This is a genomic window from Pseudoxanthomonas daejeonensis, assembly GCF_010093205.1.
Taxonomy (GTDB): Bacteria; Pseudomonadota; Gammaproteobacteria; order Xanthomonadales; family Xanthomonadaceae; genus Pseudoxanthomonas; species Pseudoxanthomonas daejeonensis.
The window spans coordinates 70,540-97,291 of record NZ_PDWN01000008.1 but is presented as its reverse complement, the minus strand read 5'-3'; the positions used below and the strand labels follow the sequence as shown (position 1 = coordinate 97,291).

The following is a 26,752-nucleotide window of genomic DNA, read 5'->3' as shown; positions in this document are numbered from 1 at the left end:
GCCTCAGGCCGCCAGCTGGCCGCTGGTGGCCGTGCCGGCGGGCGCTTCTTCGCCGAACAGCCTGATCCAGGCGGTGTAGACCGCACCAGCCAGCAACGGCATCAGCACCGCCATCAGCAGCAGCTGCGCGACCCACATCGCGACGAACGGCCCGGCGACCAGCTGCACCACCAGGGTCACCAGCAGCACGCCGAAGTAGATGGCGAACATCGCCACCAGGGTCAACAGCAGGAACACCGCCAGTGCCGGCAGGTTGTGCACGCAGGCGCGCAGGCTGTCGCCCATCGCCTGCAGGCCGTCGCGACGGTCGAACAGGATCCGCGGCACCGATACGAATACGGTCAGGGCCACGGCCACCGCGGCGGCCAGGCCCAGCAGCAGCCACAGCAGGATGCGGCCCGCGGGCAGGCCGGCAACCAGCGCCTCGACCTGCTCGGGCGTCGCCTGCTGGCCGGACTGGGCGAGCGTGTTGAGCTCCTGGCTGACCTGGGCCAGGTGCTGCAGTTCCTGCGGGCCGACCAGCACCAGCAAAAGTACGCCCAGCAACAGGCCGGCGGCGACCTGCGGCAGCAGGGTCGCCAGCAACTGCGGTACCCGACCTTCGTGCACGCCCTGCAACAGGTGCGCCGGATGCGGAGGGCGGTCGTGCGCGACCTCGCGCACCGCCCACAGCAGGCCTGCGAACAGCACCGGGCCGGCCAATGCGACCAGCAGCTGCAGGATCGTGGCCAATGCCGGCACCGCGAGACCGACGGTGACCACGACCGAGGCCAGCAATCCCCACAGCGCACCCAGCGCGCCCAGCGCCACCGGCGCGCGGCGCAGCAGGGTGAAGCCGCCCAGCAACCATTCCGCGCCGTCCGAAGCCGGCAGCCTGCGTATCGTGTCCATCCCGTTCCTGTTGGGCGCCCCGGATCGGGTACGCGGTGATTTCGTAGCGGTTTCGTGCCGATTATGGGCGAAGCGCGTGCGCCGCAGCAGTGCCGCCGCGGCCAGGTTCAGACTCGGCCCGCGCGTCCGGGGGTTCCGCGCGCGTGCTGGACGAAGCGGCGCAGCAACTGGCGCGCCTGCGGCGCCGCGCTGACCTCGCGGGCGACCGTGCGCGGGCAGCGCCCATGGTTGCGCAGGCAGTCGGCGCGCGCGTTGACGTAGCCGCGCATGTGGTGGGTGGCGAACTCGGGGTGGAACTGCACCCCCCACGCCTGCTCGCCCCAGCGGAACGCATGGCAGCCGTCCTGTTCGGAACGGGCCAGCACGGTGGCGCCCTCAGGCGGCCGCAGCACCGTCTGCAGGTGGGTCGCATGGGCGGCGAACCGGGCCGGCATCGCCGCGAACAGCGGATCCTCGAACGCCGGCGGATGCAGGTCGATGAACACCGTGCCCGACTCGCGCCCGGCCGGGTTGTAGTCGACCTCCCCGCCCAGCGCGTGCGCCAGCAACTGGTGGCCGTAGCAGATGCCCAGCAAAGGCGTGCCCTGCTGGACCGCCTCGCGCATCCAGCCGGCCGTGCGCTCGCTCCACTCGGCGCGGTCGGTGACGAAGGCGGCCGAGCCGCTGACGATCACTCCCGCAAGGCCGGTGGCAACCGGCAACGCGTCGCCCCGTTCGGCGTTGACCTCGATCACCTCGTGCGCCGGCAGCCCGGCCGCGACCCGGATCCAGTGCGGAAAGCGGCCATAGCGCTTGAGGCTGTCCACCGGCTGGCCGGTTTCGACGATCAGGAAGGGCGCGCGGCGGACGGCGTTCACGGGCAGGCGGACCAGCGGAAAAGTAGCGGTTGAAACGGCGCAAACCCGCATGGGGCGGGGCTGCGCCCTATACTAGCCCGCTTTTCCGCAGCGCAATAAATGCCGATGACAGGTCCGACCTTCCAGGGATTGATCCAGGCGTTGAACGCTTACTGGGCCGAGCAGGGCTGCGTGCTGATCCAGCCCCTCGACCTGGAAGTCGGCGCCGGCACCTTCCATCCGGCCACCTTCCTGCGCGCGCTCGGGCCGGAGCCGTGGAACGCGGCCTACGTGCAGCCTTCGCGGCGACCCACCGACGGCCGTTATGGCGAGAATCCCAACCGGCTGCAGCGTTACTACCAGTACCAGGTGGTGATGAAGCCCAACCCGGACAACATCCAGGAGCTATACCTGGGGTCGTTGAAGGCGCTGGGCATCGATCCGCGCGTGCATGACCTGCGCTTCGTCGAGGACAACTGGGAATCGCCGACCCTCGGCGCCTGGGGCCTGGGCTGGGAAGTGTGGCTCAACGGCATGGAGGTGACCCAGTTCACCTACTTCCAGCAGGCCGGCGGCATGGAATGCCGGCCGGTGCTGGGCGAGATCACCTACGGCCTCGAGCGGCTGTGCATGTACCTGCAGAACGTGGACAACGTCTACGACCTGGTCTGGACGGTCGGGCCGCAGGGCGTGGTCACCTACGGCGACGTCTACCACCAGAACGAAGTCGAGCAGAGCACCTACAACTTCGAGCATGCCGACGTGGCCGAGATGTTCCACCGCTTCGACGCCTGCGAGGCCGAGGCGCTGAAGCTGGTCGAGGCGGGCTTGCCGCTGCCGGCCTACGAGCAGGTGACCAAGGCCAGCCACAGCTTCAACCTGCTCGACGCGCGCCGCGCGATCTCCGTCACCGAACGCCAGCGCTACATCCTGCGCGTGCGCAGGCTGGCCCAGGCGGTGGCCGAGGCCTACCACGCGCAGCGCGAGAAGCTGGGCTTCCCCGGCCTGAAGCGCGAGGGCGCGGCCTGATGTCCGGCGGGACGATGATCCTGATCGGCATGTACGACTCGCCGTTCACCCGGCGCGTGGCGATCGCACTGGCCCTGCTCGGCCGGGCATTCGAGCATCGCGACTGGTCGGTCGGCGCCGACTTCGACCGGATCCGCGAGTACAGCCCGCTCGGGCGGGTGCCGGTGCTGGTGCTCGAAGACGGCGAGGTACTGACCGAATCGGCGGCGATCCTCGACTGGCTGGAACACGAGCCCGGTGGCGACAGCCTGCTGCCGGCCGGCGGCGCCGGGCGGCGCGAGGCGATGCGCCTGATCGGCCTGGCCAGCGGCGCCGCCGACCGCTGCGTGGCCGGCGTGCTCGAGCGCATCTTCCATCCGCAGGAACACCGCTCGGCCGCGCTGCTGGAGCGTGGCCGGACCCAGGTCGAAGGCGCGCTGGCCGCGCTCGATGCCGCCTGCGCGGCACGCGGCGGTCGCTGGCTCGCCGGCGAGGCGATGACCCTGGCCGACATCACCGTGGCCTGCCACGCCACCTACGCCGGGCAGTCGCTGCCGGTCGACCTGGCGCGTTGGCCCGCGCTTTCCACGCACGTGGCCCGCTGCGAGGCGCTCGATGTTTTCCGCGCCCATTACGCACCGTTCTTCACCCCGCAACCGAAAGGCACCAAGGAATCCAACGCATGAAGCCGCTGCTGATCGAACTGGGCACCGAAGAGCTGCCGGTCAAGGCGCTCCCCGGGCTCGCGCAGGCGTTCTTCGACGGCGTGGTCGCAGCGCTGGAGAAACGCGGCATCGGTTTCGACGCCAACGATGCACGGCCGCTGTACACCCCGCGCCGGCTCGCCGTGCTGCTGCCGGCGGTAGCGGACGAGCAGCCCGAACAGCGCAGCGAAGTGCTGGGCCCGTACCTGAACATCGCGCTCGACGCCGAAGGCAAGCCGACCAAGGCGCTGGAAGGTTTCGCCGCCAAGGCCGGCATCGACTGGACCGCGCTGGAGCGCACCAGTGACGCCAAGGGCGAGCGCTTCGTGCACCGCGCGGTGAAGCCGGGCGCGAATACCGCGGCGCTGCTGCCGGAAATCGTCGCCGAAGCGCTTGCGGCGATGCCGATCCCCAAGCCGATGCGCTGGGGCGACCATGACTACGCCTTCGCCCGGCCGGTGCACTGGCTGGTGCTGCTGCTGGGCGCGGAGGTGGTCAATGCGCAGGTGCTCGGGGTCACGTCCGACCGCATGAGCCGCGGCCATCGCTTCGAGCACGACAAGCCGGTGTGGATCGGCCAGCCCGGCGACTACATCGATGCGCTGCGCGCCGCGCGCGTGCTGGTCGATCCTGCCGAGCGCCGCGCCCGCATCGTCGCCGAGGTCGAGGGCGCCGCGCGCCAGGCCGGTGGCCAAGCGCGCGTCACCGACGACAACCTCGAGCAGGTCGTCTGCCTGACCGAGTGGCCGGCGGCCGTATTGTGCAGCTTCGAGTCCGCGTTCCTGGCCGTGCCGCAGGAAGCGCTGATCGAGACGATGGAGGTCAACCAGAAGTTCTTCCCGGTGCTGAGCGACGGCGGCAAGCTGACCGAGCACTTCATCGGCATCGCCAACATCGAGTCGCGCGACGTGGCCGAGGTGCGCAAGGGCTACGAGCGGGTGATCCGTCCGCGCTTCGCCGACGCCAAGTTCTTCTTCGACGAAGACCTCAAGCAGGGCCTGGTGTCGATGGGCGAGGGGCTGAAGACGGTCACCTACCAGGCCAAGCTGGGCTCGGTGGCCGACAAGGTCGCGCGCGTGGCCGCGCTGGCCGAGGCCATCGCCGCGCAAGTCGGCGCCGATCCGGCGCAGGCGCGCCGTGCGGCGGAACTGGCGAAGAACGACCTGCAGTCGCGCATGGTCAACGAATTCCCGGAGTTGCAGGGCATTGCCGGCCGCCACTACGCGCTGGCCGCGGGTGAACCATCGGAAGTCGCCCTGGCCATCGACGAGGCCTACCAGCCGCGCTTCGCCGGCGACGACATCGCCCTGTCGCCGCTGGGCAAGGTGCTGGCCATTGCCGAGCGCCTGGACACCTTGGCGGGCGGCTTCACCGCGGGCCTGAAGCCAACGGGCAACAAGGATCCGTTCGCGTTGCGGCGCAATGCGCTGGGTCTGGCGCGGACGGTGATCGAGAGCGGGTTCGACCTCTCGATCAAGGCGCTGGTCGAACACGCGATCGCCGGCATCGGCCCGCTGCCGGCGGGCAAGGATGGCGCCACCGCCCCGGCCGATTCGAGCGAGCTCTACGACTTCATCCTCGACCGCCTGCGCGGCTACTACGCCGACAGGGGCGTGCCGGGCGCGCACTTCAACGCGGTGGCCGAACTGAAGCCGGCGTCGCTGTACGACTTCGATACCCGCATCGATGCGATCGGCACCTTCGCCACGCTGCCGGAGGCCGAGGCGCTGGCCGCGGCCAACAAGCGCATCGGCAACATCCTGAAGAAGGCCGACATCGCGATCCCGGCGATGGAGGATCCGGCGTTGTTCAGCGAACCGGCCGAGCGCGCGCTCGGCGAGGCCGTCGAAGCCGCGCTGGACGACACCACCGCTGCCCTGCACCAGCACGATTACGTGCGCGTGCTGAACCGGCTGGCGCTGGTGCGGCCGCAGGTGGACGCCTTCTTCGACCAGGTGATGGTCAATGCCGACGATCCGGCGATCCGCGGCAACCGCCTGGCCCTGCTCAAGCGGCTGGCCGACCGCTTCGGCGCGGTTGCGGTGATCGGGCACCTGTCGGCCTGATCGCGTTTCGCATGAAGGCGGGCTAACGGAGTCGGCACCGGCCCCGTTATCCTGCCCCCATGCGACTCCCCCTGATCCTGACGCTGCTCCTGGCCTCGGCGGCCTCGCCCGCCTGGGCGCGCGGCACGATCGACAGGGTCGAGATCCACGGGCTGGAAGCCAGCGAGGACCGCGCGCTGGAGAACAACGTGCGCCTGGCGCTGGGCGTCAACAACGAACTCGGCAAGGTGCAGGGCGAGTCGCGGCTGGAATTCCTGCTGCTCAACACCGAGCGCGAAGCCCGGCAGGCGCTGGAACCGTTCGGCTACTACTCGCCGACGATTACCGTCGACTCCCCGCGCGACGCCAACGACCGCATCGTGGTCATCGTCCGCGTCGACAAGGGCGAGCCGGTGCGGGTGCGCGATTCGAACGTGGCCATCCTCGGCCCGGGTGGCGAGGACCAGTACCTGGAACGCGACCTCGCCGCCTTCCGGCCGCGGGTGGGCGACCAGTTCGACCACGGCCTCTACGAGGCCAGTCGCGACGGACTGAGCCGGCGCCTGGCCGAACGCGGCTACTTCGACGCGGATTTCATGGAGCGCGAAGTGCGGGTGACCCGCGCCGACTTCGCCGCCGACATCGACCTGGTCTGGGACAGCGGCTTCCGCTACGACATGGGCCCGACCACGTTCCACCAGGACTTCTTCCGCCCCGGACTGCTCGACAAGCTGCTGACCTGGGAGGAGGGCAGCTACTTCCACCAGGGCAAGCTGGACCGGCTGCGCCAGTCGCTGGTCAAGCTGGACTACTTCAGCGCCATCGACATCCAGCCGCTCACCGACCAGGCCACCGACGACCTGCGCGTGCCGATCGACGTCAACCTGGTCCTGGCCAAGCGCACGGTCTACACCGCTGGCGTGAGCTACGGCTCGGAAAGCGGCATGGGCGTGCGCTTCGGCATGGAACGCCGCTACGTCAACGACCGCGGGCACAAGCTGGTCACCGACCTGGACTATGCGCAGAACCGCAAGAACCTGCTGGTGCAGTACCGCATCCCCGCCTTCGCCTGGCTCGATGGCTGGTACACCGGTGCGTTCAGCGCCTACGACGAACAGACCGACTACATCGACTTCCGCAACGTCCGCCTGCTCGCCAGCCGCAGCGGCGAGCTCACCGAGCGCTGGACCGCGGTGGCCTCGATCATCGCGTTGCGCGAGCGCTGGAGCTACGACATGGACGCGGCCACCGGCCAGCGCCTGTACACGTACTCCACGCTGTTCTACCCCGAACTGACCGGCAACTACATCGGCGTGGACAACCGCCTGTTCCCGCGCCACGGACTCAGCGCGAGCCTCGCCCTGCGCACGGGCGCCGAAGGGGTGGGTTCGGACACGAGCTTCGTGCAGGGCTGGAGCAGCGCGACCTGGTTCCAGGGCATCGGCGAAGCGGACCGGCTGATCGTGCGGGGCGAAGCCGGCGCGACCTGGACCAGCGACCTGGTCGCGATGCCGCCGAGCCTGCGCTTCTTCGCCGGTGGCGACCGCAGCATCCGCGGCTACGCCTGGCGTGAGGTCGGACCGCGCACGCCGCCGCCGGACAACTTCGCGCTCGGCGGACGCTACGTGCTCACCGGATCGGTCGAGTACGAGCACTACTTCAACGCCGGGCCGTGGGGCATGGCCGGATTCGTGGATGCCGGCGACGCCTTCGACGACAAGTTCGATCCGCACGTGGGCGTGGGCGTGGGCGCGCGCTGGCGCTCGCCGATCGGCGGCGTGCGCGTGGACATCGCGCACGGCCTCAATGATCCCGATTCCAGCTTCCAGATCTACCTGAGCCTGGGAGCCAACCTGTGAGCGCACCGGCGCCCACGCCACCGCCGGCCCCACGCCCGCGCTTCTACCGGCGGCGGCGCTTCTGGGCGTGGTCGGGGCTGGGCGTGCTGGCGATGGTGGTCGGCGTCGTGGTCCTGCTGTACTGGCTGCTGCAGACCGTGGCCGGGCGCGACGTGCTGCTGGCGCAGATCATCGCGCGCCTTCCCGTCGGCGCGACGCTGACGTGGGAGAAAGTCGAAGGTCCGATCGTCGGCCCGCTGACGATCCATGGCCTGGACTTCCGCTACGACGACTATCGCTTCACCGCCCGGCGCGCGTACCTGGATCCGGATATCCGTCCGTTGCTGGGCCGGCGCCTGCGACTGGATGCCTTCGAGATCGAAGGCGCCACGCTCGCACTGGCACCCAGCGACGAACCGTTCCAGCTGCCACGCTGGCCCGAATCGCTGCCGCCGGTGGAGATGCCGCTCGCCATCCAGGCCGATCGCATCGTCATCGACGGCCTGGCCATCAGTTCGGGCGGCGAGCAGGTGATCGACATCCGCACGCTGCGCGGCGGCATCGACATCGCCAACGGCTCGCTGCATGCCGAACAGCTGAAGATCGACAGCGATCGCGGCCTGTTCACCGTGCACGGCAGCTACGAGCCCGTGCACGACTATCGCAGCGACGTGCTGGTGACGGCGGTGCTGCCGGCGGCGCGCGGACAGAGCGCGGTGCGGTTGGGCCTGCTCGCGCGCGGCGACCTGTCGAAGATGGAGGTGGGCATCGGCGGCCGCGCGCCCGAACCGCTGCGCGCCACGCTCACCCTGGGTGGCGACGAGGATGCACCGCGCTGGCGGCTGGCCGCGCGCAGCGAGGGTCTGGACCCGGGCCTGTTCACCGGGGCCGCCCCCGCCGCGGAACCGATCACCTTCGACCTGCAGGCCAACGGCAATGGGGGCGATGCCCAGCTGTCCGGTCGCGCCGGGCGGGCGGGGCAGGAACTGGTGATCGCGCCCTCGCGGGTGAAGCTGGAAGAGCAGGTGCTGACCGTGGCGCCCCTGGTGCTGGAGGCCTTCGAGGGCAGCGTCGAACTGCGCGGGCGCGCCGACTTCACCGATCCGGAAGACGGCCGCTTCCGCTTCACCCTGCGCGCGAAGGACCTGGTCTTCCACGGCGAGGACCCGGCTGCACCACCCATCGGCGTGGACGCGGCGCTGGGCCTGGCCGGTTCGTTGAAGAACTGGGCCGCCTATGGCGACGCGACCCTGCGCCGTGGCGACCAGCAGGCCGACCTGGTGCTGGACCTGCGCGGCGACCAGTCGCAGGCGCGGATCCACGCGCTGCAGGCGAGTATGCCGACCGGAACCCTGCAGGCCACCGGCGGGATCGGCTGGGATCCGGTGCTGGACTGGGACCTGGCGCTGGTCCTGGACGGTTTCGATCCCGGCTACTTCGCACCGGGCTGGGACGGGAACATCCATGGCCGCATCGCCACCACCGGCCGCGCGCGCGACGCCGGCGGGTTCGATGCGCAAGCCGACGTGCAATCGCTGGGCGGACGCCTGCGCGGCCGCGCGCTGGCCGGCAGCGGCCGCTTCGTCCTGCGCGGCGACCAGGGCGAAGGCAACCTGTCGCTGAGCCTGGGCAACAGCCGCGTGCGCGCCAACGGGCGGGTCGGCGACCGCATCGACATCACCGCGCAGCTGCAGCCGCTGCAGCTGGACGACCTGCTGCCCAACGCCGCCGGAACGGTCGAAGGTTCGTTGCGCCTGACCGGTACCCGGCAGGCGCCGGACCTGCAGGCCGACCTGCAAGGGCGCGGGCTGCGCTGGGACGACTGGAGCGCCAACGCGGTCGACCTGCAGGGCCAACTGCCCTGGCGCGGCAGCAACGGCGATCTCGTCGTGCGCGGCACCGAACTGGAGGTCGGCATTCCGCTGCAGCAGCTGACCGTGCATGCACAGGGCGCGGTGGAGAACCTGCGCCTGCAGGTGCAGGCCGACAGTCCGCAGGCCGCGGGCCTGACCCTGTCCGGGCAGGTGCAACGTCGCGGCGCGGGCTGGAACGGTTCGCTGGACCAGTTGCGGATCGAACCCGATCGCGGCAATGCCTGGGCCTTGAGCGCACCGGCCGCCTTCAGCGTGGTCGGCGACCGCTTCCAGCTGCAGCCTGCCTGCCTGGCCACCACCGGCGACACCGGTGACGCGGCGCTGTGCGCGCATGCCGACTGGCCGCGCGAAGGGCTGGTCGTGAACAGCGAAAGCCTGCCGCTGACGCTGCTCGCGCCCTGGCTGCCCGAACAGGGTGGCCGCGCACTGGTGCTGCGCGGCGAACTGACCCTGGACGCGCAGATCAAGCCGCAGGGCAACCGCTGGGTCGGCGGCATCCACCTTGCCTCGCCCGATGGCGGCGTGCGCCTGGGCAACAACGCGCGGCGCGAGATCGCCCGCTACGACAACTTCAGCCTCGACGTGACGTTCGATCCGCAGAAGATCCAGGGCCGCCTCGGCAGCGGCTTCAAGGGCAACGGATACATCGACGCCACGTTCAATACCGGCTGGGAGCCGTACTCGCCGCTGACCGGCGAGCTGTACACCTACATCTCGCAGCTGTTCTGGCTGGAACTGTTCTCGCCGGACCTGGTGCGCCCGCGCGGAGTCGTGCGCGGCCACATGAGCGTGCGCGGCACCCGCGAGACACCACTGATGGCCGGGCAGTTGCTGCTCGAGGACTTCCAGGGCGAACTGCCGGCGCTGGGCCTGAGCCTGACCGACGGCCAGGGCAGCCTGGACGCGCAGCCGGACGGTTCGGCGCGGCTGTCGGCATCGGTCAGCTCCGGCGGCGGCAAGATCAATGTCGACGGCAGCCTGTCCTGGTTCGGCCAGGCCACGCCGCTGCAGCTGGATATCCACGGCCGCGACGTGCTGATCGCCGATACGCCGATGCTGCGGGCCACCGCCAACCCGGACCTGCAATTCAGCATGGACGGCCCGACCATGGTCCTGCGCGGCCAGGTCGAAGTGACCCAGGCCACGGTCAACCTGGAACGGTTCGAACAGGGCGCGACGGTTTCCGAGGACGTGGTGGTGGTCGATCCGTTCGATCCCGAGGAACAACGGTCCGCCCCGCTGGACATGGACCTGGCGCTGATCCTGGGCGACGACGTCGCCATCAGCGGCTACGGCCTGCAGGGAACCATGGACGGGCGCCTGCAGGTCCGTTCGCGCCCGGGCCACGAGATGGTCGCCACCGGCGCGTTGCAGGTGGGCGGGCGCTACAAGGCCTATGGCCAGGACCTCACCATCACCAACGGACAGTTGACCTGGAGCAACAACCAGATCGCCGATCCGCGGATCAACCTGCGCGCCGAGCGCCGCGTCGGCGACGTGGTCGCCGGCATCGACGTGTCCGGCCATGCCATGGCGCCGCAGCTCAACGTCTGGTCCAACCCGTCGATGCCGCAGTCCGAGGCACTGGCCTACCTGATGCTCGGGCGCAGCCTCGAGGGCGCCACGCGCGACCAGGCCCAGCAGGTCACCGCGACTTCGGCGGCGATGTCGGCCGGCACCGGCCTGCTCGCCGCGCAGCTGGGCACCCGGCTGGGCTTCGACGACGCCGGGGTCATGCATTCGCGCGCGCTGGGCGGTTCGGTGGTGGGCGTGGGCAAGTACCTGTCGCCACGCCTGTACGTCGGCTACGGTGTGTCGATGGTCGGCGCCGGCCAGGTGGTGATCCTGAAGTACCTGCTGCGCAAGGGCTTCGACGTCGAACTGGAATCGAGCACGATCGAAACGCGCGGTTCGATCAACTGGCGCACCGAGCGCTAGCGCGCCGGCGCGCATGACCTGCGGCGGTTGTCCGCGCCGCGGGTCGCCGTTACCGTCTCCGGTCCGCTTCTGCCGATGGATCCACCGATGACGAAGAACCCGCCCGCCATCTTCCGGCCCCGGGGCCGCGTGAGCGTGGTCGCGCTTGCATGCCTGGCCGCCCTGGCCACGCACGCCCAGGCCGACGAAGGCATGTGGATGCCTTCGCAGCTGCCGCAGATCGCCGCGCAACTGCGCGAAGCCGGCTATGCCGGGGATCCGGCGGCGCTGGCCGACCTCACCAGCGCCCCGCTCAACGCGGTGGTCCGCGCCGGCGGCGGCACCGGCGCTTTCGTCTCCGCCGACGGCCTCGTGCTGACCAACCACCACGTCGCCTTCGGCGTGATCCAGTACAACAGCACGCCCGGGCGCAACCTGATCGACAACGGCTTCATCGCCGGCGACCGCGCCGGTGAGCTGCCGGCCAATCCGGATTTCCGCGTACTGGTCACCGTCGGCTTCGACCGCGTCACCGACCAGGTGCTCGGCGCGGCGCGCGGCAAGTCGGGCCGCGCCTATTACGACGCCGTCGACGTGGCCAGCAAGCGGATCGTGTCCGAGTGCGAACGCGAAGCCGGCGTGCGCTGCAGCGTGGCCAACATGTACTACGGGACCGACTTCTACCGGGTCCGCCAGCTGGAGCTGCGCGACCTGCGCCTGGTCTATGCGCCGCCGCGCAGCATCGGCAACTTCGGCGACGAGACCGACAACTTCATGTGGCCGCGCCACACCGGCGATTTCACCCTGCTGCGCGCCTATGTCGGCGCGGACGGCAAGCCGGCGGCGTTCTCGCCTGACAACGTGCCCTACCAGCCGCCGTCGCACCTGCAGGTCGCCAGCGACGGACCGCAGGAGGGCAGCTTCGCCATGCTGGCCGGCTACCCGGGCATCACCTATCGCCATCGCACCGCGGCCGAGTTCGCCGAACAGGTGGAATGGACGTTGCCGACACGGGTGGAGGTGTTCGACTCGCTGATCGGCGTGATCGAACAGGCCGGTCGCGAAAACGCGCAGGCCAGGACCCTGTATGCCTCGCAGCTGCAGTCGCTGAAGAACAACCGCAAGCGCGCGGCGGGCGAACTGGAGGGCCTGCGGCGCAGCGATGCGGTGCAGCTGCGCGGCGCCGACGAGCGCGACATGCTGCAACACAACGCGCGCGGCGACCGTCGCGAACTGGACGCCCTCGCCGGCGTGCTGGCGCAGGCCTCGGCGGTCCGCGAACGCGACCTCCTGCTGGGCCTGATGATGTCGCAGAGCCAGCTGCTGCGCTCGGCGCTGACCCTGGAACGCCTGCGGATCGAGGCGGCCAAGCCCGACGAAACCCGCGAGGCCGGTTACCAGGCGCGCGATCTGGCCCTGATCGAAGGCACCTTGAAGCAGGTCCAGCGGCGCTACGACCGCGCGGTGGAGAAGGCCGTGCTCACCGCGCTGCTCGGCCGCTACCAGCGCCTGCCCGATGCGCAGCGCCTGCCCGAGTTCGATGCCGCGTTCGGCCGCACCCCGGCCACGCTGGCCGCAGCGCTGGACACGCTGTACGCCGGCACCACCCTCGGCGACGAGGCGGTGCGCCTGGCAGCCCTGGCCACCGCACGCGAGGGCCGCGCGCTGCCTGTCGATCCGCTGCTGGCGCTGGCCGCCAAGCTCGTGCCGGCGCAGGTCCGCCTGGAGGACGAGCGCAAGGCGCGCGAAGGCGAGTTGCTGCGCCAGCGCCCGCTGTACATGGACGTGCTGGCCGCGTGGCGCGCGCACCAGGGCCGCCCGCTGTATCCGGACGCCAACGGCACCCTGCGGGTCAGCTACGGTCGCCTGGAAAGCCTGCAACCGCGCGACGCCGTGACCTACGCACCGGTGACGACCGTGCAGGGCATCACGCAGAAGAATACCGGCCAGGTCCCGTTCGACGCCCCGCGCCCGCTGCTGGACGCGATCGCCCGTGGCGACTTCGGCGCCACCGCCGATGCGGCGCTGGGCACGCAGACGGTCAACTTCCTCACCAACCTGGACACGACCGGCGGCAACTCCGGCTCGCCGGTGCTCAACGCCCGCGGCGAGCTGATCGGCCTGAACTTCGACAGCAACTGGGAGGCGGTCAGCGCCAGCTGGTGGTTCGATCCGCGCTACAAGCGCGCCGTGCACGTGGACATGCGTTACATGCGCTGGCTGATGGAGAAGGTCTACCCGGCGCCGCATGTGCTGCGGGAGATGGGGCTGTAGGTCGCCTTGCCGGCATGCGCACCGCGCGCGCGCCGGCTTGTCAACGGCTTACATCGGCGCAGGCAGGGCGCGACAATCGGATTCCGCTATTGCACCGCAGACACCGCCGTCCATGACCGAAGTTTCCGCCGCGCTCGCGCGCAAGATCGCCCAGACCATCGCCGACGAGATCGGCGCGCAGGCCGCGCAGGTCGTCGCCGCCGTCGAACTGCTCGACGAAGGCGCGACCGTGCCGTTCATCGCCCGCTACCGCAAGGAAGTCACCGGCGGCCTGGACGACACCCAGCTGCGAAACCTCGAAGCGCGCCTGGGTTACCTGCGCGAGATGGAAGACCGGCGCGCGTCGATCCTGGCCAGCATCGACGAGCAGGGCAAGCTGAGCGACGAATTGCGCGCCGAGATCGAGGCCGCCGACAGCAAGTCGCGCCTGGAAGACCTCTACCTGCCGTACAAGCAGAAGCGCCGCACCCGCGCCCAGATCGCGCGCGAGGCCGGGCTGGAGCCGCTGGCCGACGGCCTCCTCGCAGATCCCACCCGCGTACCGGAGGAGTTTGCCGCTTCGTTCGTCGACGCCGACAAGGGCGTGGCCGATGCGAAGGCCGCGCTGGAAGGCGCGCGCGCGATCCTGATCGAGCGCTGGGGCGAAGATGCCGCGCTGCTCGGCGAACTGCGCGGCTGGCTCGAAGGCAATGGCGTGATCCGGGCCAAGGTAGTGGAAGGCAAGGAAGCGGCCGGCGAAAAATTCCGCGACTACTTCGACCACGCCGAGCCGCTGGCGAAGATTCCCTCGCACCGGCTGCTGGCCCTGTTCCGCGGGCGCCGCGAGGAATTCCTGCAGTTGGAACTTGAACCGGGCAGCGATGTCGAGGCCGGCAATGCCTATGCCGAGGGCCGCATCGCGCTGCAGGCCGGCATCGCCGACCGCGGTCGCGCCGCCGATGCCTGGCTGCGCAACGCGACCCGCCTGGCCTGGCGAGCGAAGATCCACTTGCACCTGCTGCTGGACCTGTTCAATCAGGCACGCGAGAAGGCCGAAGCCGAGGCGATCGCGGTGTTCGGCGACAATCTCAAGGATCTGCTGCTGGCCGCGCCGGCGGGACCGAAGGCCGTGCTCGGCCTCGATCCCGGCCTGCGCACCGGCGTGAAGGTCGCGGTGGTCGATGCCACCGGCAAGCTGGTCGCCACCGACACCATCTACCCGCACGAGCCACGTCGCCAGTGGGACGCTTCGCTGGCCTCGCTGCGCAAGCTGTGCGTCGCCCATGGCGTGGAACTGATTGCGATCGGCAACGGCACCGCGTCGCGCGAGACCGACAAGCTGGCCGGCGACCTGCTCAAGCTGGTCCCGGAGCTCAAGGCGCAGAAGGTCGTGGTCAGCGAAGCGGGCGCATCGGTGTATTCGGCCTCCGAACTGGCGGCGAAGGAGTTCCCGAACCTCGATGTCTCCATCCGCGGTGCGGTCTCGATCGCGCGCCGCCTGCAGGATCCGCTGGCCGAACTGGTCAAGATCGAGCCCAAGGCCATTGGCGTGGGCCAGTACCAGCACGACGTGGACCAGTACCGCCTGGCGCGCGCACTCGATGCGCGCGTCGAGGACTGCGTCAACGCGGTCGGCGTGGACGTGAACACCGCTTCGGCGGCGTTGCTGGCGCGGGTGTCGGGCCTGTCGTCGACGGTGGCCGAGAACATCGTCAGCCATCGCGACCAGAACGGCGCCTTCGCCTCGCGCAAGGCGCTGCTCAAGGTGCCGCGACTGGGCGACAAGACCTTCGAACAATGCGCCGGCTTCCTGCGCATCGCCGATGGCGAGCAGCCGCTGGACGCATCCTCGGTGCACCCGGAAGCCTATCCGGTGGTCGAGCGGATCCTGGCTGGCAGCGGCCGCGGGGTGAAGCAGATCATCGGCGACAGCAGTTTCCTGCGCGCGCTCAAGGCCGAGCAGTTCACCGACGAAAAGTTCGGCCTGCCGACCGTGCGCGACATCCTCAAGGAACTGGAGAAGCCCGGCCGCGATCCGCGCCCGGAGTTCAAGGCGGCCAAGTTCGCCGACGGGGTGGAGGACATCAAGGACCTGCGCCCGGGCATGGTGCTGGAAGGCGTGGTCAGCAATGTCGCCGCGTTCGGCGCGTTCGTCGACATCGGCGTGCACCAGGACGGACTGGTCCACATCTCCGCGCTGTCGGACAAGTTCGTGAAGGATCCGCGCGAGGTGGTGAAGGCCGGCGACATCGTCAAGGTCAAGGTGCTGGAGGTCGACGTGGCGCGCAAGCGCATCGCCCTGACCCGGCGCATGGACGACGAACCCGGCCAGGCGGCACCACGGCCCAGCGAACGCGATGCCGCACGACGCGATGCGGGCCGTCCCGGCGCGCCGCGCGATGCACGTGGCAATGATCGCAATCGCGGCGGCGGCGGCGGCGCGAAGCCGGCGCAGCAGGCTGCGCCGTTCAACAGCGCCATGGCCGACGCGCTCAAGGGCCTGCGTCGCGACTGATGCGTGGTGCCGGGCTCGCCCGGCTTTCCACGCCCGGGTTGGGCCGAAGAGCAGCGGGGAGGGCCCCGCTCTACCGTCAGGCCACGGCCTTGCTGAACTCGTCGTACGCCGCCTGCGCATTGGCGGCGTACATCAGCGACGGCCCGCCGCCCATGTAGACGGCCACGCCCAGCATCTCGCGGAACTCCTCCGGCGTGGCGCCCAGCCGCACCAGCGCCTTGGCGTGGAAGCCGAGGCAACCGTCGCAGCGGTTGGCCACGCCGATCGCCATGGCGATCAGCTCCTTGGTCTTCTCGTCCAGCGCGCCCGGCGCCATCGCCGCCTTGCTCAGCGCACCGAATCCCTGCATCACGTCCGCGTTGTGCGTGCGCAGCGGGCCCAGGTTGCGCGAGATGCCGCGGGTCAGGTCCTGGTAGGACAGGTCGTTCATGTGGGCTCTCCGGATTGGCGGCGGTTGCCGACGTCGCAATTATATTAGTGATTGCTAATTTAGCAAGTGCTGATATGATGGTGGCATGAGCCCGACCCGCCAGGACCGAAAATTCATGCAGCACGGGGCCGAACAGGCCGCGGCGATGCTGCGCACGCTGGGCAACGAACAGCGCCTGCTGCTGCTGTGCCTGCTGATGGAGCATGGCGAGATGACCGTGGGCCAGATGCAGGCGCAGGTGGACCTGAGCCAGTCGGCCCTGTCCCAGCACCTGGCCCGGATGCGCGAGGACGGCCTGGTGGTCGCCCGCCGCGAGGCGCAGTCCGCCTACTACCGCATCGACGATCCGCGCGTGGAGACCCTGGTGGCCGCGCTCAAGTCGGTGTTCTGTCCCTGAAACGCGAGCCACTTCCCATGCAGACAGTATCCCCGCGCGAAGCCCGGGCACTCCTCGACCAAGGCGCGCTGCTGGTCGACATCCGCGAAGTGGACGAGCACGCGCGCGAGCACATCGACGGCGCGTGCTGCGTGCCGCTGGCGCGGCTGGCCGACGCGCCCGCACTGCACGGCGCGAGCGGAATCGTGCTGTTCCATTGCCGCTCCGGTATGCGTACGCGGGCCAATGCCGCCGCGCTGCAGGCGGCCACCGCCGGTTGCACGGCGTATGTCGTCGATGGCGGCATCGATGCGTGGAAACGGGCCGGCCTGCCCGTGACGCACGATGCCCGGGCTCCGCTGGAACTCATGCGCCAGGTCCAGATCGCCGCCGGCAGCCTGGTGCTGCTCGGCACCGTGCTGGCGACGATGGTCTCGCCGTGGTTCCTGCTGCTGAGCGGCTTTGTCGGCGCTGGACTGGTGTTTGCCGGGATATCCGGCTTCTGCGGCATGGCGCTGCTGCTGGCACGCATGCCCTGGAACCGCGCGATCCGCTGAGGCCGCACTCGCCGCACCGACGCCGTTGCATCCAACCGGCGCTATTCGGCCCACTCGCGGTCGGTGGTGAAGGCGATCGTCAGCCAGCGGTCCGGTGAATCGTCGCCGATCGCCTCGCCGATCTCGTCGCGCAGCGCATCCCACTCCTCCAGCGTGCGCGCAGGCCAGCCCGCGGGCGCGATGAAGTACAGCTCGATCTGCCGCCCGCGGCCGACCTTGGCCACGTAGGCGCGATGCGACAGGAAGCCGTGGCGCTCGACCACGGCCTGCGCGACCGCGTCCACGTGCTGCTTCAATGCGGTGGGCGTGACCAGCAGGATCTCCTCCAGCGCGCGGCGCACCACGCCCAGCGGGATCGGGAAGATCACCAGGCACACCAGCGCCAGCACGGCCGGGTCGACATACGGCGACATCCATTCCAGCGAGGTGCCCTGGATCGCCAGGCCGACGATGAAGGCCACCAGCAAAGCGGCGGTGATCGCAGCCGACATCAGCCAGCCGCGGATATCCATCGCTACCAGCTCCGAGCGCAGGTGGCGGTTGGCGCGACGTCCGTACCAGGCCATGCCCAGGCTGATCAGCACGGTGGCGATGGCGTAGACGATGGCCTGGCCGAACTGCAACGGCCGTCCCCCCGTCAGGAAACTTCCGATCGCGTTGATGAAGGCGTACACCGCGGCACCGGACAGCAGCAGGCCGGTGGCGCCCAGCACCATCGGCTCCAGGTGCCAGAAGCCCATCGTGAACTTCTCGGCCAGGCGCCGGTTCTGCGATCCGCTGGCGTTGTATCCGGCGATGAGGTTGACCACCAGCAGGGCCACCAGGCTGGTGGCACCGTCGGCCAGCGAGTAGATGCCGTCGAACACGATGGCGTAGGAGCCCGACATCAGGCCGAACACGATGCCCAGCGCGGCGACCACCGCAGTGGCGGCGATGGAGAAGCGCAACACGCGCTGCTCGCCGCCAGCGACCGGTGTGTCCTGCGGGAGGCCGGACGGAACGCTCATGGCCCTAGCCTGCCCGAGCGGCCGGGCCGGCGCCAGCCGCACCCCGCGCCGGCGATCTCAGGCGACGCGGCTGCGACGCAGGCGCTCCAGGTGCACCAGCAGCAGCGAGATCGCCGCCGGGGTCATGCCGGGGATGCGCTGGGCCTGGCCGATGGTCTGCGGGCGCGCCCGCTCGAGCTTCTGCTGCACTTCGGCCGACAGCCCGCGCACGCCGGCGTAGTCGAAGTCCGCCGGGATCACGGTCTCTTCGTGGCGCTGCTGGCGCGCGATCTCCTCGCGCTGGCGGTCGACGTAGCCGGCGTACTTCACCCCGATCTCGACCTGCTCGGCCACCTGCGCATCACCGACGCCCGGGCCCAGCGCGGGCACGCGCATCAATGCGGCATAGCCCAGTTCCGGTCGCTTGATAAGGTCCAGCACGCTGGTCTCGCGGCTTACGGCCACGCCCAGTGCCGCTTCGACCTCGCGGCCCAGCGCGTTGGCCGGCGTGGCCCACAGCGCGCGCAGGCGCTGCGTCTCCCGTTCGATCGCCTCGCGCTTGGCCTCGAAGCGCGTCCAGCGCACGTCGTCGACCACGCCCAGTTCGCGACCGGCCGGCGTCAGCCGCAGGTCGGCGTTGTCCTCGCGCAGCTGCAGCCGGTATTCGGCGCGGCTGGTGAACATCCGGTACGGCTCGGTGGTGCCATGGGTGATCAGGTCGTCGACCAGCACGCCCAGGTAGGCCTCGTCGCGACGCGGCGACCAGCCGTCGTGGCCGCGCACGTGGCGCGCGGCGTTCAGGCCGGCGAGCAATCCCTGCGCGGCCGCCTCTTCATAGCCGGTGGTGCCGTTGATCTGCCCGGCGAAGAACAACCCCGACACCCGCTTGGTCTCCAGCGTCGCCTTCAGGCCGCGCGGATCGAAGAAGTCGTACTCGATCGCGTAGCCGGGCCGGGTGATGTGCGCCTGCTCGAAACCGCGGATCGACCGCACCAGCGCCAGCTGCACGTCGAACGGCAGCGAGGTGGAGATGCCGTTGGGATAGATCTCGGCCACGTCCAGGCCTTCGGGCTCGACGAAGATCTGGTGGCTGGCCTTCTCGGCGAAGCGCACCACCTTGTCCTCGATCGACGGGCAGTAGCGCGGGCCGATGCCCTCGATCTGGCCGGTATACAGCGGCGAACGGTCCAGCGCGCCGCGGATGATCTCGTGGGTGCGCTCGCTGGTATGGGTAATCCAGCACGAGACCTGGCGCGGATGCTCGCGCACGTCACCGAGGAACGACATCACCGGCAGCGGATCGTCGCCTGGCTGTTCGTCCATCACCGAATAGTCGAGCGTGCGTCCGTCGATCCGCGGCGGCGTGCCGGTCTTGAGCCGGTCGATCGCGAACGGCCGCTCGCGCAGGCGCGCGGCCAGGGTGGTGGCCGGCGGGTCGCCCATGCGCCCGGCGGTGTACTGGGTTTCGCCGATGTGGATCTTGCCGGCAAGGAAGGTACCGGCGGTCAGCACCACCGCCTGTGCCTCGAAACGCAGGCCGGTCTGGGTGATCGCGCCGCGCACGATGTCGCCATCGCCCGCGCCGTTCTGGATCACGAGATCGTCGACCGCGGCCTGGAACACGGTCAGGTTCGGCTGGTTCTCGACGATGCGCCGGATCGCCATCCGGTACAGGTTGCGGTCGGCCTGGCAGCGGGTCGCGCGCACCGCCGGACCCTTGCTGGCGTTGAGCGTGCGCCACTGGATGCCGGCCAGGTCGGCGGCATGCGCCATCGCCCCGCCCAGCGCATCGATCTCCCTGACCAGATGACCCTTGCCGATGCCGCCGATGGCCGGATTGCAGCTCATCGCACCCACGGTCTCGATGTTGTGGGTCAGCAGCAGGGTGCGCGCACCGCTGCGCGCCGACGCGAGCGCGGCCTCGGTGCCGGCGTGGCCGCCGCCGATCACGATCACGTCATAGCGATGGAAGGACTGGGACATCATGGGATCCGTGCCGTCGACCCTGCCGGTGATGGCGGGTCCGGAGCGGCAGCAATTCTAGCGGCGGCGACTGCAGCGGACTTGGCACGCTTCCTGCGGCAACCATTCCGTGCACCCATCGCGGCAATGCGTTCGGGGGCGCGGGCTGGAATTGGAACAGGGGCCAGCCACGCGCGCGATGGGGAAGCCGAGGGGCCGGTAGTCGGGGGACTGCCGGCCCCGTTTTTTTGCCTGCGCGGGCAAAGCGTGACGCCGGTCCCTAAAACAGGCAGCCCGGCCAGGGGCCGGGCTGCCGTAGAGGCGTCGACGTCCGACAGGGCCGGAACAGGGGGGATCCAGATTTCCCTGCCGGACATCGACATAGACCTGGCCGGACGGGTCAAAACATGACGCACCCGGTCACCTTGCCGCGCTAGCTTGCGACCGAAAACCGACCAGTGCAAGCGCTATTTCAAGGCTCGATCGTGTCCGGCGTCCCAGTCCGCGAGGACTCGGAACGACGCGATTCGGACGCCCGGGGCGCACTGCGCTGCGTGCTCCGCTCGCTCCTCGGCGGTGGACGCGACGCGCCGGGATCATCATTGCCGGCACCGCTGTAACGCGGCGCCTGGGCGCGATATCCCTGCGGCGGCGACGGACGCTGGTAGCCGCCCGGGCGCGGACCGCCGTCGACGCCCGGCGAGGGCCCTTGGCCGATGCCCAGGGTGCCCGGCCCAGGCTGCCGGCGCGGCACGCCTTCGCCGCCTTCACCACGGCGCAGCCGCTCCAGGTCACGCCAGGGACCGCGGTTGAGCGGCGGCGGGTTGCCGTTGGCGACCGGTGGCGGCCGGTCGGGCCGGCCATCGTGGTCCGGGCGCCCGCCATGGTCATGGTCGGGACGCGGCGGGCGCGGATAGTGGTTGTGCGGCGGGCGCGGGTAGTACGACGACCCGTATCCGCCGCCCGCGTACGGGTAGTAGGAGTACGGGTAGCCATAGCGCAGCCCGAACGACCAGCCCGGGTTGTACCGGTAGCTGTAATACGGAGACCCGTAGCCGTACACCCCGTAGCCGTAACTGTCGTAGTCGGAGATGTATCGGGTCGAGGAACCCCCGGTGTAGTACCCGCCGCCGTCGCCCACGTAACCGTAGGACGCGCAGCCACCCAGCGACAGCGCGAGCGCCAGGCCGGTGAACAGTCGCAGTTTCATGGGATTCCCCCCCGTAGCGTGAGTGGCCAGCTTCCGCGGGCCGCATTGAATCCGTGCTTAATCCCGCCCCCTCGCACGGTAACCGCTCAGCCACCGGACAGCAGCACACCGGCGGATGCATGTGCGCGATACGTTAACCTTCGCCCATGACCGAACTGCCCGTAGCCGACGACGTCCTCGCCGCCGCCGCCAGGATCGCCGGCCATGCCAGCGTCACGCCCGTGCTGCAGTCGCGCGCGCTGGATGCGATGGCGGGCTGCTCGATCTCGTTCAAGGCCGAGCACCTGCAGCGCGGCGGCGCGTTCAAGTTCCGCGGGGCCTGCAATGCAGTGTGGTCGCTGTCCGGGGCGGTCGCCACACGGGGCGTGGTCACCCATTCCTCCGGCAACCACGGCGCGGCGCTGGCGCTGGCGGCGCGCAGCCGCGGCATCCCCTGCCACGTGGTGGTCCCCGATGGCGCGGTGGCGGCCAAGCTCGCCAACATCCAGCGGCACGGCGCGACCCTGTGGCGCTGCGACGCGACCCAGGCCGCGCGCGAGGCGATGTGCGCGCAGGTGCAGGAGAGCACCGGCGCCACCCTGGTCCATCCCTATGCCGATGCGCGCGTGATCGCCGGGCAGGGGACGGCTACGCTCGAGCTGGTCGGCCAGGCCGGCACCCCGGATGTCATGGTCGTCCCGGTGGGCGGCGGCGGCCTGGCCAGCGGAACCGCGCTGGCGCTGGCCACCGTCGCGCCCGCTTGCCGGCTGGTGCTGGCCGAACCGGCCGGCGCCGCCGATACCGCCCGTTCGCTGGCCGCGGGCGAGCGACGCGTCGATTTCGTTCCGGACACCGTCTGCGACGGCCTGCGGGGCGCGCTGGGCGCGCCCAATTTCGCCCTGCTGCGCGCATGTGGCGCCGAGGTCGTCGTGGTCGATGACGAGGCCACGGTGGCGGCGATGCGGCTGGCCTGGCAGGTGCTCAAGCAGATGATCGAACCTTCCTCGGCCATCGCGCTGGCCGCAGTGCTGGCGCGACCGGCGCTGTTCTCCGGCCAGCGCGTGGGTGTGGTGCTGTCCGGCGGCAACGTCGACCTGGAGGCGCTGCCTTGGCTCGGCTGAAGCGGAAACGACGCGGCGGCCTGGCCACTTGGCTCTGGCGCCTGCTGCTGCTGGGGCTGCTGTGGCTGCTGGGCGTGGCTGCCTGGATCGTCTGGGTCGGCCAGCGCGACCAGGCCGAACAGGCCGACGCGATCATCGTCCTCGGCGCCGCCGCCTACGATGCACGCCCTTCGCCCGTGTTCCAGGAACGGATCCGCCATGGCCTGGACCTGTACCAGCGCGGCTACGCGCCGGTGCTGCTGTTCACCGGCGGCTATGGCGGCAGCCGCGCGCGGTTCTCCGAATCGCAGGTGGCGCGCCGCTATGCCCTGCAGCAAGGCATCCCGGAGTCGGCGATCCTGATCGAATCGGTTTCGCGCACCACCCGCGAGAACCTGGTGCAGGCCCGCGCGCTGATGCAGGAGCGCGGCCTGCACACGGCGATCGTGGTCAGCGATCCGCTGCACATGTCGCGCGCGTTGCGGCTGTCGCGGGAACTGGGCGTGGACGCGGTCGGTTCGCCCACGCCCAGCACGCGCTTCCGCACGATCCAGACCCAGTGGCGCTTCCTGCTGCAGGAGGTCTACTTCTTCCATCGCGACCTGGTGATGCGCGCGGCCTGAAAAGCGGGCGGCGTATGATGACCGCACCCCCGCAGGCAGGCACTCCATGAAGATCGATGGCACCCGCCGCCAGGACCGCGCGATCGAGCTGGTGCTGGCCTATTACGCCGCGTTCAACCGCGGCGACCGCCCGGCGATGCTGGCGCTGCTCGGCGACGACGTCGTGCACGACCTCAACCAGGGCGCGCGCGAGACCGGCAAGCAGGCATTCGCCGCCTTCATGCAACGGATGGATGCCAGTTACCACGAGCAGCTGCGCGACATCGTCGTGCTGGCCTCCCAGGATGGCGACCGCGCCGCGGCCGAGTACGTGGTCCATGGCCAGTACCTGCACGGCGACGAAGGGCTGCCGCCTGCGCGCGGGCAGGAGTACGTCCTGCCGGGCGGTGCCTTCTTCGAAATCCGCGACGACCGCATCACCCGGGTCAGCAACTACTACAACCTGCAGGACTGGATCGCGCAGGTATCGCGCTGACAGGAGCGCATGCGCGCCGGCAACGGCGGCGACGGACCTCCCCGCAGCAACGGGCGTGACCGCGCGCTGCCTGCAGCCTACGGCGCGCGCCGGCGGATCGGAATCTGCGACAGCGGCACCGCCGCGACCTCGCTGCCGCCTTCCCGGATCGGTGCACCGGGTGCCGGCGACCAGGCCTGCGCATAGATCACTTCCCAGCTGCTGGGCAGGCGTCCTTCACCATCGCGCAGGGCCTCGTACGCCTGCGTCGCGGCTGCAAAACGCGCCCGCCCGGTCAGGCTGCGCCGCCGGGTCGCCATCGCATTGGTCGCGCCGATCGCCCGCAGTTCGTGCATCAGCGCCGGCAGGTCCGGGTAGTTCAGGGTGAAAAGGTCGCGGTCCAGCACCGGATCGCGGAAGCCGGCGGCCATCAGCGCATCGCCAAAGCGCGCGATCGAAGCGAACGGGCTGACATGCGGCACTGCGTCGACCTGGGCGAACGCCTCGCGCAGTTCGACCAGCGTCTCCGGGCCGAAGCTCGAGCACAGCAGCAGTCCATCGGGCTTGAGCACTCGCCGGAAGCCGGCGAACACCGCGGGCAGGTCCTCGACCCATTGCAGGCACAGGTTGCTGAAGATCACGTCGACGCTGCCTTCGGCCAGCGGCAAAGCGCGCGCGTCGGCGCATACACGCGCAAACGGCTTCCACCATCCGGCCTGCCTGCGCGACTGGCGCAGCATCGGCAGCGCCAGGTCCAGCGCGAGCACCTGCGCCTTGGGCCAGCGCTTGCGCATCGCCGCCGCCGCGTGGCCGGTGCCGCTGCCCACGTCGAGCACCACCGACGGCACGCGGTCGTCGAGGTAATCCAGCGATCCGAGCAGGCGCGTGCGTACTTCCGCCTGCAGCGCCGCGGCCGCGTCGTAGCCGGCGGCGGCGCGCGAGAAGGCGCGGCGCACCTGGCGGGGATCGAACAGGGATTCCATCACGGGGGCGAGGCGGTGCTTCAAGGACCGATATTGTCGGCGAAAGCACCGATCTCCGCCGCTACCGCATCGGCGTGGCCGAGGAAGGGCGCATGCGCGGCCGCGGCGAGCTCGACGCATCGCGCGCCAGGCGCCAACGCCGCGGCCGCGGCCATGCCGCGCGGATCGACCAGCCGATCGCGACGCCCGGCCAGCCACAGGCTGGGCACGCGCAGGCCCGGCAGGGCCCGGCGCAGGTCGGTGTCCTCCAGCAGGTGCAAGCCCCGGCGTAACGCGACCGGATCCGGCTCGCCGCGTGCGTGCAGCAGTGCACGCAGGGTCTTCAGCTCGCTGCGCCCGTGTTCGGAACCCAGCGTGTCCAGGGCGATAAAGCGATCCAGGGTGCCCGCGTAGTCGTGCGCCAGCTCCTCGCCGAAGCGGGTGAACACCACCGGTTCGACCGCATGCGGCCAGTCCGGCGCGCGCACGAAGCGGGGCGTGGCCGCGACCATGACCAGACCGCGCACGGTCGGCAGCGAGGCCGCCGCGCGCAGGGCGAACAGTCCGCCCAGCGACCAGCCCAGCCAGATCGCCGGCGGCGTGCGCGCGCCAATCTCGCTGGCGACGCCTGCCAGGTCCAGCGGCTGTTCCGAATCACGGCTCAAGCCGTGGCCGGGCAGGTCGACCAGGTGCAGGCGGAAGCGCGGCGCGAGGCGCTCGGCGAGGGGCGCGAACACCCCGCCGTGCAGGGCCCAGCCATGGATCAGGACCAGGTCCGGGCCGCTGCCCAGGGTTTCGATATGCATGGCGCATTGTCGCCGACGCACGCGCATGCGGGAACCGCGTGATCGGGTCGCACACCGGAGCGCGGTTCCTGTAGGAGCGGGCATGACCGCGACACCGACGCCACCGGAATTACTGCAACGTCGCCTGTGCTGACGGCGTCGTCTTCGCGGTCATGCCCGCTCCCACAGGAATCGCGAAGCGGCCCTGGCATTCGACGTGCGCGGAAAGTTACGCGACGCCGACCTCAGGCCGCCGCGTGACGCACCGCGTGGTCGCGGGCTTCGGCCATCGCGCCGAGCAGCGCATTCACCTGCTGAGGCGTGTGCAGCGAAGAAAGGGTCACGCGCAGGCGCGAACGGCCTTCCGGGACGGTGGGCGGACGGATCGCGGTGACCAGGAAGCCGGCCTGCTCCAGCGCCGACGACATCGCCGTAGCGGTGGTCTCGTCGCCGCACAGCACCGGCTGGATCGGCGTGGTCGAGGGCATCAGCTCCAGGCCGAAGCGGCCGGCACCCGTGCGGAACTGGCCGACCAGTTCCTGCAGCCGCGTGCGCCGCCAGTCGTCGCGCCGGGCCAGCTTCAACGCGGCCAGCGAGGCGGCGGCCAACGCCGGCGGCAGCGCGGTCGTGTAGAGATAAGGCCGGGCCACGCCGGCCAGGTGCTCGATCAGGTCGGCATCGCCAGCGACCACGGCGCCGTAGCCACCCAGCGCCTTGCCGAGGGTGGCCAGCTGCAGCGGCACGTCGGCGACGCCCAACCCGGCCTCGGCCACGGTGCCGCGCCCCTGCGGGCCGAGCACGCCGACGCCGTGCGCGTCGTCCACGTACAGCAGGGCTTCCTGGGTGCGCGCCACCAGCGACAGCGCGCGCAGGGGTGCGATGTCGCCATCCATGCTGAAAACGCCGTCGCTGGCCAGCATCGCCACGCCGCCGTTCGCATTGCGCAGCTGGCGCATCGCCCCTTCCGGATCCAGGTGCGGATAGCGCCTCAGGCGCGCGCCGGCCAGTCGGGTGGCGTCGATCAGGCTGGCATGGTTGAGCCGGTCCTGGACGCAGACGTCCTCGTCCTCCAGCAGGGCCTGCTGCACGGCGAGGTTGGCCGCGAAGCCACTGCCGAACAGCAGCGCGCGCGGCGTGCCGAGCCAGTCGGCCATCTCGCGCTCGAGTTGCTCGTGCAGCGCATGGTGGCCACAGACCAGGTGCGAGGCGGTCGCGCCGGTGCCTTCGCGCGACACCGCGTCCTGCAATGCGGCGCCGACCTCGAACTGCGAAGCCAGGCCCAGGTAGTCGTTGCTGCAGAAGCCGGTCAGCCAGTGGCCGTCGAGCTCGACCCGCACGCCGTCGCGGCGGGTGATCGTGCGGCGCTGGCGCAGCCGGCCCTGCGCGATGCGCTGGCGCCGCTGGGCGAGGATGCGTTCGTGGATGTCGGTACGGGCCATCGGTGCCC

At 70.4% G+C, this 26,752-nt stretch carries 21 protein-coding genes; 12 read left to right on the top strand and 9 right to left on the bottom strand.

The window, feature by feature from the left end; translation table 11 throughout:
- Positions 1–3: 3 nt before the first annotated feature.
- Positions 4–891 (bottom strand): BPSS1780 family membrane protein, encoded by an 888-nt coding sequence (locus CSC65_RS09495; protein WP_162410332.1) that lies wholly within the window; start codon positions 889–891, stop codon positions 4–6.
- A 107-nt stretch (positions 892–998) separates the two neighbouring features.
- On the bottom strand, positions 999–1,748 hold the full coding sequence (locus tag CSC65_RS09490; protein ID WP_238390341.1) for a glutamine amidotransferase: 750 nt from the start codon (positions 1,746–1,748) through the stop codon (positions 999–1,001).
- Between the two features lie 105 nt (positions 1,749–1,853).
- Between CSC65_RS09490 and glyQ the strand changes: the two genes are divergently transcribed.
- From glyQ to CSC65_RS09455, 7 genes are all read left to right on the top strand, one after another.
- Positions 1,854–2,756, top strand: coding sequence for a glycine--tRNA ligase subunit alpha (gene glyQ, locus CSC65_RS09485; protein WP_425501335.1), 903 nt, complete (start codon positions 1,854–1,856; stop codon positions 2,754–2,756).
- On the top strand, positions 2,756–3,421 hold the full coding sequence (locus CSC65_RS09480) for a glutathione S-transferase family protein (protein ID WP_238390340.1): 666 nt from the start codon (positions 2,756–2,758) through the stop codon (positions 3,419–3,421). The genes glyQ and CSC65_RS09480 overlap by 1 nt, the downstream gene beginning before the upstream one ends.
- Positions 3,418–5,505, top strand: coding sequence for a glycine--tRNA ligase subunit beta (glyS, locus tag CSC65_RS09475; protein ID WP_162410329.1), 2,088 nt, complete (start codon positions 3,418–3,420; stop codon positions 5,503–5,505). The genes CSC65_RS09480 and glyS overlap by 4 nt, the downstream gene beginning before the upstream one ends.
- 59 nt (positions 5,506–5,564) lie before the next feature.
- Positions 5,565–7,343 (top strand): autotransporter assembly complex protein TamA, encoded by a 1,779-nt coding sequence (locus CSC65_RS09470; RefSeq protein ID WP_162410328.1) that lies wholly within the window; start codon positions 5,565–5,567, stop codon positions 7,341–7,343.
- Complete coding sequence (locus tag CSC65_RS09465) at positions 7,340–11,134, top strand: translocation/assembly module TamB domain-containing protein (protein WP_162410327.1); 3,795 nt, start codon at positions 7,340–7,342, stop codon at positions 11,132–11,134. The genes CSC65_RS09470 and CSC65_RS09465 overlap by 4 nt, the downstream gene beginning before the upstream one ends.
- Before the next feature lie 87 nt (positions 11,135–11,221).
- Positions 11,222–13,387 (top strand): S46 family peptidase, encoded by a 2,166-nt coding sequence (locus CSC65_RS09460; RefSeq protein WP_162410326.1) that lies wholly within the window; start codon positions 11,222–11,224, stop codon positions 13,385–13,387.
- 112 nt (positions 13,388–13,499) lie between these two features.
- Positions 13,500–15,881, top strand: coding sequence for a Tex family protein (locus CSC65_RS09455; RefSeq protein WP_162410325.1), 2,382 nt, complete (start codon positions 13,500–13,502; stop codon positions 15,879–15,881).
- Positions 15,882–15,957: 76 nt separating this feature from the next.
- On the opposite strand, the gene CSC65_RS09450 is transcribed toward CSC65_RS09455, so the two are convergent.
- Positions 15,958–16,311: a carboxymuconolactone decarboxylase family protein gene (locus CSC65_RS09450; RefSeq protein ID WP_162410324.1), complete on the bottom strand. Its 354-nt coding sequence runs from the start codon at positions 16,309–16,311 to the stop codon at positions 15,958–15,960.
- Between the two features lie 85 nt (positions 16,312–16,396).
- Here CSC65_RS09450 and CSC65_RS09445 point away from each other — a divergent pair, with 85 nt between their 5' ends.
- Together CSC65_RS09445 and CSC65_RS09440 are read left to right on the top strand one after the other, a co-directional pair.
- Positions 16,397–16,708 (top strand): ArsR/SmtB family transcription factor, encoded by a 312-nt coding sequence (locus CSC65_RS09445; RefSeq protein ID WP_162410323.1) that lies wholly within the window; start codon positions 16,397–16,399, stop codon positions 16,706–16,708.
- A gap of 17 nt (positions 16,709–16,725) precedes the next feature.
- Positions 16,726–17,244, top strand: coding sequence for a rhodanese family protein (locus tag CSC65_RS09440; RefSeq protein ID WP_162410322.1), 519 nt, complete (start codon positions 16,726–16,728; stop codon positions 17,242–17,244).
- Between the two features lie 41 nt (positions 17,245–17,285).
- Here the strand turns inward: CSC65_RS09440 and CSC65_RS09435 are convergent, their stop codons facing one another.
- The 3 genes from CSC65_RS09435 to CSC65_RS09425 all read right to left on the bottom strand — a co-directional run bounded on the left by CSC65_RS09435 (position 17,286) and on the right by CSC65_RS09425 (position 21,402).
- The gene (locus CSC65_RS09435) at positions 17,286–18,251 is read right to left on the bottom strand and encodes a cation diffusion facilitator family transporter (RefSeq protein WP_162410321.1); all 966 of its coding nucleotides are present in this window, start codon (positions 18,249–18,251) and stop codon (positions 17,286–17,288) included.
- 57 nt (positions 18,252–18,308) lie between these two features.
- Positions 18,309–20,213, bottom strand: a complete 1,905-nt coding sequence (gene mnmG / locus CSC65_RS09430) for a tRNA uridine-5-carboxymethylaminomethyl(34) synthesis enzyme MnmG (RefSeq protein WP_162410320.1) — start codon at positions 20,211–20,213, stop codon at positions 18,309–18,311.
- Between the two features lie 451 nt (positions 20,214–20,664).
- Entirely contained in the window at positions 20,665–21,402 is a 738-nt protein-coding gene (locus CSC65_RS09425) for a hypothetical protein (protein ID WP_162410319.1), read from the bottom strand.
- 146 nt (positions 21,403–21,548) lie between these two features.
- Here CSC65_RS09425 and CSC65_RS09420 point away from each other — a divergent pair, with 146 nt between their 5' ends.
- From CSC65_RS09420 to CSC65_RS09410, 3 genes are read left to right on the top strand one after another with little or no spacing between them, the layout of a single operon-like run.
- The gene (locus CSC65_RS09420) at positions 21,549–22,502 is read left to right on the top strand and encodes a pyridoxal-phosphate dependent enzyme (protein ID WP_162410318.1); all 954 of its coding nucleotides are present in this window, start codon (positions 21,549–21,551) and stop codon (positions 22,500–22,502) included.
- Complete coding sequence (locus tag CSC65_RS09415; protein ID WP_162410317.1) at positions 22,490–23,104, top strand: YdcF family protein; 615 nt, start codon at positions 22,490–22,492, stop codon at positions 23,102–23,104. Before CSC65_RS09420 ends, CSC65_RS09415 begins: the two co-directional genes overlap by 13 nt.
- Positions 23,105–23,150: 46 nt before the next feature.
- Positions 23,151–23,579, top strand: a complete 429-nt coding sequence (locus CSC65_RS09410; protein WP_162410316.1) for a ketosteroid isomerase-related protein — start codon at positions 23,151–23,153, stop codon at positions 23,577–23,579.
- A 77-nt stretch (positions 23,580–23,656) separates the two neighbouring features.
- Here CSC65_RS09410 and bioC read toward each other — a convergent pair whose 3' ends face one another.
- From bioC to bioF, 3 genes are all read right to left on the bottom strand, one after another.
- Complete coding sequence (gene bioC, locus CSC65_RS09405) at positions 23,657–24,541, bottom strand: malonyl-ACP O-methyltransferase BioC (RefSeq protein ID WP_162410422.1); 885 nt, start codon at positions 24,539–24,541, stop codon at positions 23,657–23,659.
- 20 nt (positions 24,542–24,561) lie between these two features.
- Complete coding sequence (gene bioH, locus CSC65_RS09400; RefSeq protein WP_162410315.1) at positions 24,562–25,326, bottom strand: pimeloyl-ACP methyl ester esterase BioH; 765 nt, start codon at positions 25,324–25,326, stop codon at positions 24,562–24,564.
- Positions 25,327–25,550: 224 nt separating this feature from the next.
- Positions 25,551–26,744, bottom strand: coding sequence for an 8-amino-7-oxononanoate synthase (gene bioF / locus CSC65_RS09395; RefSeq protein WP_162410314.1), 1,194 nt, complete (start codon positions 26,742–26,744; stop codon positions 25,551–25,553).
- Positions 26,745–26,752 lie beyond the last annotated feature (8 nt).

Coding starts and splice junctions, on each gene's coding strand:
- bioF (WP_162410314.1), bottom strand. CDS start 26,744: ATGGCCCGTACCGACATCCACGAACGCATCCTCGCCCAGCGGCGCCAG.
- mnmG (WP_162410320.1), bottom strand. CDS start 20,213: ATGTCCCAGTCCTTCCATCGCTATGACGTGATCGTGATCGGCGGCGGC.
- CSC65_RS09480 (WP_238390340.1), top strand. CDS start 2,756: ATGTCCGGCGGGACGATGATCCTGATCGGCATGTACGACTCGCCGTTC.
- CSC65_RS09460 (WP_162410326.1), top strand. CDS start 11,222: ATGACGAAGAACCCGCCCGCCATCTTCCGGCCCCGGGGCCGCGTGAGC.
- CSC65_RS09420 (WP_162410318.1), top strand. CDS start 21,549: ATGACCGAACTGCCCGTAGCCGACGACGTCCTCGCCGCCGCCGCCAGG.
- CSC65_RS09450 (WP_162410324.1), bottom strand. CDS start 16,311: ATGAACGACCTGTCCTACCAGGACCTGACCCGCGGCATCTCGCGCAAC.
- CSC65_RS09445 (WP_162410323.1), top strand. CDS start 16,397: ATGAGCCCGACCCGCCAGGACCGAAAATTCATGCAGCACGGGGCCGAA.
- CSC65_RS09470 (WP_162410328.1), top strand. CDS start 5,565: ATGCGACTCCCCCTGATCCTGACGCTGCTCCTGGCCTCGGCGGCCTCG.
- bioC (WP_162410422.1), bottom strand. CDS start 24,541: ATGGAATCCCTGTTCGATCCCCGCCAGGTGCGCCGCGCCTTCTCGCGC.
- CSC65_RS09435 (WP_162410321.1), bottom strand. CDS start 18,251: ATGAGCGTTCCGTCCGGCCTCCCGCAGGACACACCGGTCGCTGGCGGC.
- glyS (WP_162410329.1), top strand. CDS start 3,418: ATGAAGCCGCTGCTGATCGAACTGGGCACCGAAGAGCTGCCGGTCAAG.
- CSC65_RS09425 (WP_162410319.1), bottom strand. CDS start 21,402: ATGAAACTGCGACTGTTCACCGGCCTGGCGCTCGCGCTGTCGCTGGGT.
- CSC65_RS09410 (WP_162410316.1), top strand. CDS start 23,151: ATGAAGATCGATGGCACCCGCCGCCAGGACCGCGCGATCGAGCTGGTG.
- glyQ (WP_425501335.1), top strand. CDS start 1,854: ATGACAGGTCCGACCTTCCAGGGATTGATCCAGGCGTTGAACGCTTAC.
- CSC65_RS09440 (WP_162410322.1), top strand. CDS start 16,726: ATGCAGACAGTATCCCCGCGCGAAGCCCGGGCACTCCTCGACCAAGGC.
- CSC65_RS09495 (WP_162410332.1), bottom strand. CDS start 891: ATGGACACGATACGCAGGCTGCCGGCTTCGGACGGCGCGGAATGGTTG.
- bioH (WP_162410315.1), bottom strand. CDS start 25,326: ATGCATATCGAAACCCTGGGCAGCGGCCCGGACCTGGTCCTGATCCAT.
- CSC65_RS09455 (WP_162410325.1), top strand. CDS start 13,500: ATGACCGAAGTTTCCGCCGCGCTCGCGCGCAAGATCGCCCAGACCATC.